This window comes from Kitasatospora sp. NPDC004272 (genome assembly GCF_053603035.1).
The window spans coordinates 61,702-69,420 of record NZ_JBSGET010000026.1; the positions used below are offsets into that span (position 1 = coordinate 61,702).

The following is a 7,719-nucleotide window of genomic DNA, read 5'->3' on the forward strand; positions in this document are numbered from 1 at the left end:
GGGCGGCCCACGCCGACGGGCGACCGCGACCGCCGGGCCGCAGGCTGGACACCGACAGTCCACGCACACCGAACCAGCCGGAGGGGTACGCCATGCCACTGCTGAGCCGGATCACCGGGCCCGCCGACCTCAGACGACTGCACCCCGAGCAGCTGCCGCTGCTCGCCGACGAGATCCGCGACTTCCTGATCGACGCCGTCACCCGCACCGGCGGCCACCTCGGCCCCAACCTCGGCGTGGTCGAGCTCAGCATCGCCCTGCACCGGGTCTTCGACTCCCCGCACGACCGCGTCCTGTGGGACACCGGCCACCAGGCGTACGTGCACAAGCTGCTGACCGGCCGGCAGGACTTCAGCCGGCTGCGCGCCAAGGACGGGCTGTCCGGCTACCCCTCGCGGGCCGAGTCCGAGCACGACCTGATCGAGAACTCGCACGCCTCCACCGCGCTCGGCTACGCCGACGGCATCGCCAAGGCCAACCAGCTGCTCGGCGTCGATCGCTGCACCGTCGCCGTGATCGGCGACGGCGCGCTCACCGGCGGCATGGCCTGGGAGGCGCTCAACAACATCGCCGAGGCCGAGGACCGCCCGCTGGTCATCGTCGTCAACGACAACGAGCGCTCCTACTCGCCGACCATCGGCGGCCTCGCCCACCACCTCGCCACCCTGCGCACCACCCGCGGCTACGAGCGCTTCCTCGCCTGGGGCAAGGACGCCCTGCAGCGCACCCCCGTGGTCGGCCCGCCGCTGTTCGACGCGCTGCACGGCGCGAAGAAGGGCTTCAAGGACGCCTTCGCCCCGCAGGGCATGTTCGAGGACCTCGGCCTGAAGTACCTCGGCCCGATCGACGGCCACGACATCGCCGCCGTCGAGCAGGCGCTCCGCCAGGCCCGGCACTTCGGCGGCCCGGTCATCGTGCACTGCCTGACCGTCAAGGGCCGCGGCTACCGCCCCGCCGAGCAGGACGAGGCCGACCGCTTCCACGCGGTGGGCCCGATCGACCCGTACACCTGCCTGCCGATCTCCCCGTCCGCGGGCGCCTCCTGGACGTCGGTGTTCAGCCAGGAGATGCTCGCCCTCGGCGCCGAGCGCCCCGACCTGGTCGCCGTCACCGCCGCGATGCTGCACCCGGTCGGGCTCGGCCCGTTCGCCGCCGCGCACCCCGGGCGCACCTACGACGTCGGGATCGCCGAGCAGCACGCGGTGGCCTCCGCCGCCGGCCTGGCCACCGGCGGGCTGCACCCGGTCGTCGCGGTCTACGCGACCTTCCTGAACCGGGCCTTCGACCAGGTGCTGATGGACGTCGCGCTGCACCGGCTCGGCGTCACCTTCGTGCTCGACCGGGCCGGGGTCACCGGCAACGACGGGGCCTCGCACAACGGCATGTGGGACATGTCGATCCTGCAGGTCGTCCCCGGGCTGCGGCTGGCCGCCCCGCGCGACGCCGACCGGCTGCGCGAGCAGCTCCGGGAGGCCGTCGCGGTCGAGGACGCCCCCACCGTGGTGCGCTTCCCCAAGGGCGACCTCGGCCCCGAGGTCCCGGCGATCGAACGGATCGGCGGCGTCGACGTGCTGGCCCGCACCGGACCCAGCCCCGACGTGCTGCTGGTCGCGGTCGGCCCGATGGCCCCCGCCTGCCTGGACGCCGCCGCGCTGCTGGCCGCCGACGGGATCACCGCCACCGTCGTCGACCCGCGCTGGGTCAAGCCGGTCGACCCCGCGCTGGTCGCACTGGCCGCCGCGCACCGGATGGTGGTCACCGTCGAGGACAACGGGCGGGCCGGCGGCGTCGGCGCCGCCGTCGCCCAGGCCATGCGGGACGCCGAGGTCGACGTGCCGCTGCGCGACCTGGGCGTCCCGCAGGAGTTCCTGGCGCACGCCTCGCGCGGCGAGATCCTGGAGGAGATCGGACTCACCGGCACCGGCGTCGCCGCCCAGACCGCCGCCTACGCCCGCCGCCTGCTGCCCGGCACGCGGAGCGGCGCCCAGGAGTATCGGCCCAGGGTGCCGCGCAAGTAGCCACCGATTGGAGCGAACCAGCGTGACCCAGGCCGAACCGCTCGACCTCGCCGCCCTGCTCGACGCCCGGGGCGGCGAGCGCTACGAGCTGCACGCCCGCTACCTCAACCCGCAGCTGCCCCGGATGCTGCACACCATCGGCTTCGACCGGTACTACGAACGCGCCAAGGGGCCGTACTTCTACGACGCCGAGGGCAACGAGTACCTCGACATGCTCGCCGGGTTCGGCATCTTCGCGCTCGGCCGGCACCACCCCGCCGTCCGGGCCGCGATCGAGCAGGTGATGGAGCTGGAGACGGCCGACCTGACCCGCTTCGACTGCTCCCCGCTGCCCGGCCTGCTCGCCGAGCAGCTGATCGCCCACGCGCCCGGCCTCGACCGGGTGTTCTTCGGCAACAGCGGCACCGAGGCGGTCGAGACGGCGCTCAAGTTCGCCCGGTACGCCACCGGCAAGCGCCGCGTCCTGTACTGCGACCACGCCTTCCACGGCCTCACCGCCGGCTCGCTCTCGGTCAACGGCGAGGGCGGCTTCCGCAAGGGCTTCGACCCGCTGCTGCCGGACACCGCGATCCCGCTCGGCGACCTGGACGCGCTGCGCAAGGAGCTGAAGAAGGGCGACGTCGCGGCGCTGATCGTCGAACCGATCCAGGGCAAGGGCGTGCTCGCCCCGCCGCCCGGCTGGCTGGCCGCCGCCCAGGAACTGCTGCACGCCCACAAGGCGCTGCTGATCTGCGACGAGGTGCAGACCGGCGTCGGCCGCACCGGCACCTTCTTCGCCTACCAGGCCGAGGAGGGCGTCCGCCCCGACCTGGTGTGCGCCGCCAAGGCACTCTCCGGCGGGTACGTGCCGATCGGGGCGACGCTCGGCAAGTCGTGGATCTTCGAGAAGGTGTACTCCTCGATGGACCGGGTCCTGGTGCACTCCGCCAGCTTCGGCTCCAACGCCCAGGCGATGGCCGCCGGGCTGGCCACCCTGCACGTGATGCGGCAGGAGGGCGTGGTGGAGAACGCCGCGAAGGTCGGCGAGCTGTTCCGGAACCGGCTGGCGGCGCTGACCGAGCGGTACGAGCTGCTCGCCGAGGTGCGCGGGCGCGGGCTGATGATCGGCATCGAGTTCGGCCGCCCCAAGTCGCTCAAGCTGCGCACCGGCTGGACGGCGCTGCAGGCCGCCCGCAAGGGCCTGTTCGCGCAGATGGTGGTCGTCCCGCTGCTCCAGCGGCACCGGATCCTCACCCAGGTCTCCGGCGACCACCTGGAGGTGATCAAGCTGATCCCGCCGCTGATCGTCACCGAGAAGGAGGTCGACCGCTTCGTCGACGCCTTCACCGAGGTCATGGACGACGCCCACCGGGGCAGCGGCCTGATGTGGGACTTCGGGCGCACCCTGGTCAAGCAGGCGGTCGGCTCGCGCTGACCCGCGGCGCTCAGAGCTCGGTGCGGCGGCGGCGGACCACCACCCACAGGTCCGCCGCCGCGAGCAGCGTCAGCACCCCGCAGCCCACCGCGAACACGGTCAGCGTCCCGCTGCTCGGCGCGCCGTGCGCCGGGGCCAGCGCGGCCCACACCGCGAAGCCCGCCGTGCACAGCGCGAAGAACGGCAGGAACAGCACCGACAGCAGGAACCGCAGCTTCAGGTCACTGCGGGCGGTGGCCGGTTCCGTTCCGCTCAGCCACACCTTCGGCGTCCTGGCACGCCGCATACGCAACCGCCTCCCTCGTATCCTTCCAGCCTAGGACTGTGCGGGAACGGGGAGGCGGCGGATGGCGGACCGGACGGACGACCGGGTGGCGGACTACCCGGGGCTGCGGGTGGAACCGGCCCGGGCGCTGGCCGCCGAACGGGGCTGGCGGACGGTGCGGGTGGTGGGGCCGGACGAGCCGCTGACCATGGAGTACCGGTCGGACCGGCTCAACCTGACGGTCCGGGACGGCACCGTGGAGCGTGCCTGGGCGGGCTGAGGGTGGGCCGGCAGCGGGCGGCCCGGGGCCGGCCAGGACGGGCGGGCCGCCGCCGGGCGCGGCCGGGGCGCGGTGGCCGGCTGGGCGAAGCGGCCCTCCCGGTGCCAGGCCGCCAGCACCCGGCGGTCCAGCGCGGCGACGGCCGGCTCGGCCAGCGGCAGCGAGAGCAGCACCAGCGCGCCCGCCGCCCAGCCCGCGAACACGTCCGAGATCCAGTGGGTGCCCAGGTAGACGGTGGTCAGCCCGATCGAGGCCGCGGTGAGCGCCGCGAGCACCGATCCGGTCCGCCGCCAGCGGGTCGCCAGGTAGGCCAGCACGCCCCAGGTGACCACGGCGTTCGCGGTGTGCCCGGAGGGGAAGATGCTGCCGCCGGAGAACAGTTCGGGCGAGCCCACGTAGTGCGCGTAGTGCGGGCCCAGCCGGCCGGTCAGGATCTTCACCCCGCCGACCGTGACGTTCAGCAGCAGCAGCGCCATGCCCATCACCAGCAGCGGCCGCGCCGAGTGCGAGCGGTAGCAGCGCCAGCCCAGCCACAGGCAGGCCGCGATCGCGGTGGGGCCGCGCTGCCCGGCGACCACCCAGATGTCCAGGTAGGGCAGCGCCCCGGGCCACTGCTTGTAGGGGCGCAACTGCTGGAGCGACCAGTCCAGGTCGACCAGCGGGGAGTCGTACAGGATGGCCAGCACCACCGCCAGGTAGAGCAGCCCGACCAGGCCGAAGAGCAGGGCGTGCCGCCGGCTGATCAAGGGGAACGCGGATTCCGACGCTCCGGTTGGAGATTCCTGACCGGAACGGACCGGAACCGTGCGCGGTGCGGTCGATATCTGCTGCTCGGGGGATTCAGGATCGGCTGGCACGGCTTCGACATTACCGGGCGACCCCCGGGCGTCCGGGCTATTCGGGGCATCTGTCACCCGGTGGTGACGTGTCGTACCCCGTTTCTCCATAGCGGCAGTTCAGGACGCGCGTAGCGGAGCGGGAAAGGGGGCGGGGAGTGGGCCAAATCACGCTCCCCGGCGCTCCGGGTGACTGCATTCGGGTGGTTTCTCCAATTGCCCGGAGGGTAGTGCGGGAACGAATCAGCGGCCGATTTCCCGTGACCCAGGTCACTTCCGGGTCGTCTCCGGGGAAATCGGCCGCCGTCTCGGGCGGGCGCCGGGCTCAGGGCAGCAGGCGTTCGACGGCCGCCGCGCCCTGCTCCTCCAGGTCCTTCCTGGCCTTCTCGACCAGCTCCGGCGTGGGGGTGCGCCCCGAGGCCATCACCAGGTCCTCGGGGTCGACCGGGCTCTCCGCCCCGGTGTGCAGCAGGTGGTCCGGGGTCGGCTCGGACTCGCTGTCCGTGGAATCGGTCATCAAGATCCTCCGTGGGTGGAGCGCCGGAGGGCCCGGGCGGCCCCTCCGGCGGGGGCGCGCCCGCCGCCGGGGCCGGCGGCGGGAGGTCTGCCATCGAGTCTGGACCCGGGCCCGGGGCGGCGCACCACGAAACACGCCGGAGGGCCCGACCGGACGGTCGGGCCCTCCGGCGCGCTCGGCGGGGCGGGCGGCGGGGTCAGTCGAGCGGGCCGCCCGCGACGTAGATCACCTGGCCGGAGACGAAGCCCGCGCCCTCGGAGGCCAGGAAGGAGATGGTGTGCGCGATGTCCTCCGGCACGCCGACCCGCTGGACCGGGATGGCGGAGGCGGCGGCCTGCTTGAACGCCTCGAACTCCATGCCCACCCGGGCCGCGGTGGCCGCGGTCATGTCGGTGGCGATGAAGCCGGGGGCGACCGCGTTGGCGGTGACGCCGAACTTGCCGAGCTCGATGGCCAGGGTCTTGGTGAAGCCCTGCAGGCCGGCCTTGGCGGCCGAGTAGTTGGCCTGGCCCCGGTTGCCCTGGGCGGAGGAGGAGGACAGGTTGACGACCCGTCCGAAACCGGCCGCCACCATGTGCTTCTGCACCGCGCGGGTCATCAGGAAGGCGCCCTTGAGGTGCACGTCCAGCACGGTGTCCCAGTCCGACTCGGACATCTTGAACAGCAGGTTGTCGCGCAGCACGCCCGCGTTGTTCACCAGCACCACCGGGGCGCCGAGTTCGGCGGCGATCCGCTCCACCGCGGCCTCCACCTGCTCGGCGTCCGACACGTCCGCGCCGACGGCCAGCGCGCGGCCGCCCGCGGCCCGGACCGCCTCGGCGGTGCCCTCGGCGCCGGCCTCCGTCAGGTCGACCACGGCGACGGCGTAACCGTCCGCGGCCAGCCGGAGCGCGGTGGCGGCGCCGATCCCGCGGGCCGCACCCGTCACCACGGCCACCCGCGCCGGAGTGCCGGCGGTCACGGACGTGCTCTGCTCGGTCATCTTCGTACTCGTCTCTCTCGAAGTCGGACGACGGGAGCGGCGCGGGCCGGTGACCCGTCGATGAGAAATAAATGAGTTGCGCAGGGCGCAGCGCGGCAACCCTACCGATGAGTAGGATTTCCGGCCAGGGGGCAGCGCCGCAGGTGACAGAGGGTGAGGGCGAAAAGCGGCCGAGCGGGTGAACCAGGTTGGGCGTGGTCCCGACATACGGGGGAAATATGCCAACTTCGCCAATCCTGCGACTACTCTGCGCCCCTACCTGCCGGTCCAGGCCGACCGTTTGTATAGTGTGCGCCAGCAGCCACCGGCTGCACGGCCGGCGCGTCCTCTCTCACAGCGGGATGCTCACTCGCCGTTACTGCCCCGCGCGGGTGTCCCACACACACCCGCGCGTGACACCGGGACGGATTTCATGGTGCTGGGGGAGATCCCGACAACCCGCGTGCCCGGCCGACTGCAGCAGTCGCCCGGTCACCTCATCCGCGTGGCCCAGCAGGTGCACACCCGCTTGTGGTCCGAATACGTCGGTACCGAGCTGACGGCTCCGCAGTTCGCGGTGCTGCTGGTACTGGCACTGGAGCCCGGAGCCGACCAGCGCACGGTCGGCGAACGGGCCTCGCTCGACAAGGCGACGATGGCCGAGATGGTCGCCCGGCTGGTCCGGCGGGGCCTGGTGCTCCGCCGCAGGGACCCGGCCGACGGCCGGCGCAAGCTGCTGGCGCTCTCGCAGAACGGCGCTCAGGCCGTCCGCGAGGCGACCGGCGGCGTGGTCCGGGTCCAGCGGACCCTGTTCGAGCCGCTCGGCCCGGACGAGCAGCTGGAGATCGTCCGGATCATGGCCCGGATAGCCCGGCTGGAACCGGGGGCCGTCGCCGTGATGACGGACGCCCGGCCGACGCTGGACGCCCAGCGGGCCATCGGCTACCTGATCCGGGTCGCCCAGCAGGTCCACACCAAGCTCTGGTCGGAGAAGGTCGGCACCGAGCTGACGGCTCCTCAGTACGCGGTGCTGGACGCGCTGGAGACCGAACCGGGCGCCGACCAGCGCACGGTCGGCGAGCTCGCCTCGCTCGACAAGGCGACGATGGCCGAGATGGTCAGCCGGCTGGTCCGGCGCGGCCTGGTGCTGCGCCGCCGCGACCCCTCGGACGGGCGCCGCAACCTGCTCTCGCTCTCCCCGGCCGGCCAGGAGCTGCTGCACCGCTCCACCGCCGGGGTCCGCGAGGTCCAGGAGGCGCTGCTCTCCCCGCTGGAGCCGCACGAGCACGTGCAGGCGCTGACGCTGCTCGCCAAGGCAGCCCGGCTGTAACGATTCTGCACAGCGCCGCCCGGCTCGCCGGGCGGCCAGCGCCCGGCCGGCCACGCGGCACCGGCCGGACGCGACGGAAGGGGCCGGCACCCGCTCGG

General features: G+C 73.3%; 7 protein-coding genes. 3 read left to right on the top strand and 4 right to left on the bottom strand.

Going from position 1 to position 7,719, the window contains the following annotated elements:
* Nucleotides 1–92 precede the first annotated feature (92 nt).
* On the top strand, nucleotides 93–2,018 hold the full coding sequence (gene dxs, locus ACWEO5_RS11440; RefSeq protein ID WP_452162192.1) for a 1-deoxy-D-xylulose-5-phosphate synthase: 1,926 nt from the start codon (nucleotides 93–95) through the stop codon (nucleotides 2,016–2,018).
* Nucleotides 2,019–2,040: 22 nt separating this feature from the next.
* Nucleotides 2,041–3,432: an aspartate aminotransferase family protein gene (locus ACWEO5_RS11445; RefSeq protein WP_452162193.1), complete on the top strand. Its 1,392-nt coding sequence runs from the start codon at nucleotides 2,041–2,043 to the stop codon at nucleotides 3,430–3,432.
* Nucleotides 3,433–3,442: 10 nt separating this feature from the next.
* Here the strand turns inward: ACWEO5_RS11445 and ACWEO5_RS11450 are convergent, their stop codons facing one another.
* The 4 genes from ACWEO5_RS11450 to fabG all read right to left on the bottom strand — a co-directional run bounded on the left by ACWEO5_RS11450 (nucleotide 3,443) and on the right by fabG (nucleotide 6,312).
* On the bottom strand, nucleotides 3,443–3,718 hold the full coding sequence (locus ACWEO5_RS11450) for a DUF6343 family protein (RefSeq protein WP_344550624.1): 276 nt from the start codon (nucleotides 3,716–3,718) through the stop codon (nucleotides 3,443–3,445).
* Between the two features lie 93 nt (nucleotides 3,719–3,811).
* Nucleotides 3,812–4,723 carry a phosphatase PAP2 family protein gene (locus ACWEO5_RS11455; RefSeq protein WP_452162194.1) on the bottom strand — a complete coding sequence of 304 codons (912 nt, stop codon included), beginning with the start codon at nucleotides 4,721–4,723 and terminating at the stop codon, nucleotides 3,812–3,814.
* A 415-nt stretch (nucleotides 4,724–5,138) separates the two neighbouring features.
* Entirely contained in the window at nucleotides 5,139–5,330 is a 192-nt protein-coding gene (locus ACWEO5_RS11460) for a hypothetical protein (RefSeq protein ID WP_344550622.1), read from the bottom strand.
* A 196-nt stretch (nucleotides 5,331–5,526) separates the two neighbouring features.
* On the bottom strand, nucleotides 5,527–6,312 hold the full coding sequence (gene fabG, locus ACWEO5_RS11465) for a 3-oxoacyl-ACP reductase FabG (protein ID WP_452162195.1): 786 nt from the start codon (nucleotides 6,310–6,312) through the stop codon (nucleotides 5,527–5,529).
* A 484-nt stretch (nucleotides 6,313–6,796) separates the two neighbouring features.
* On the opposite strand from fabG, the gene ACWEO5_RS11470 reads away from it, so the two are divergent.
* Nucleotides 6,797–7,621: a MarR family winged helix-turn-helix transcriptional regulator gene (locus ACWEO5_RS11470; RefSeq protein ID WP_452162196.1), complete on the top strand. Its 825-nt coding sequence runs from the start codon at nucleotides 6,797–6,799 to the stop codon at nucleotides 7,619–7,621.
* The last annotated feature ends 98 nt before the right edge of the window (nucleotides 7,622–7,719 follow it).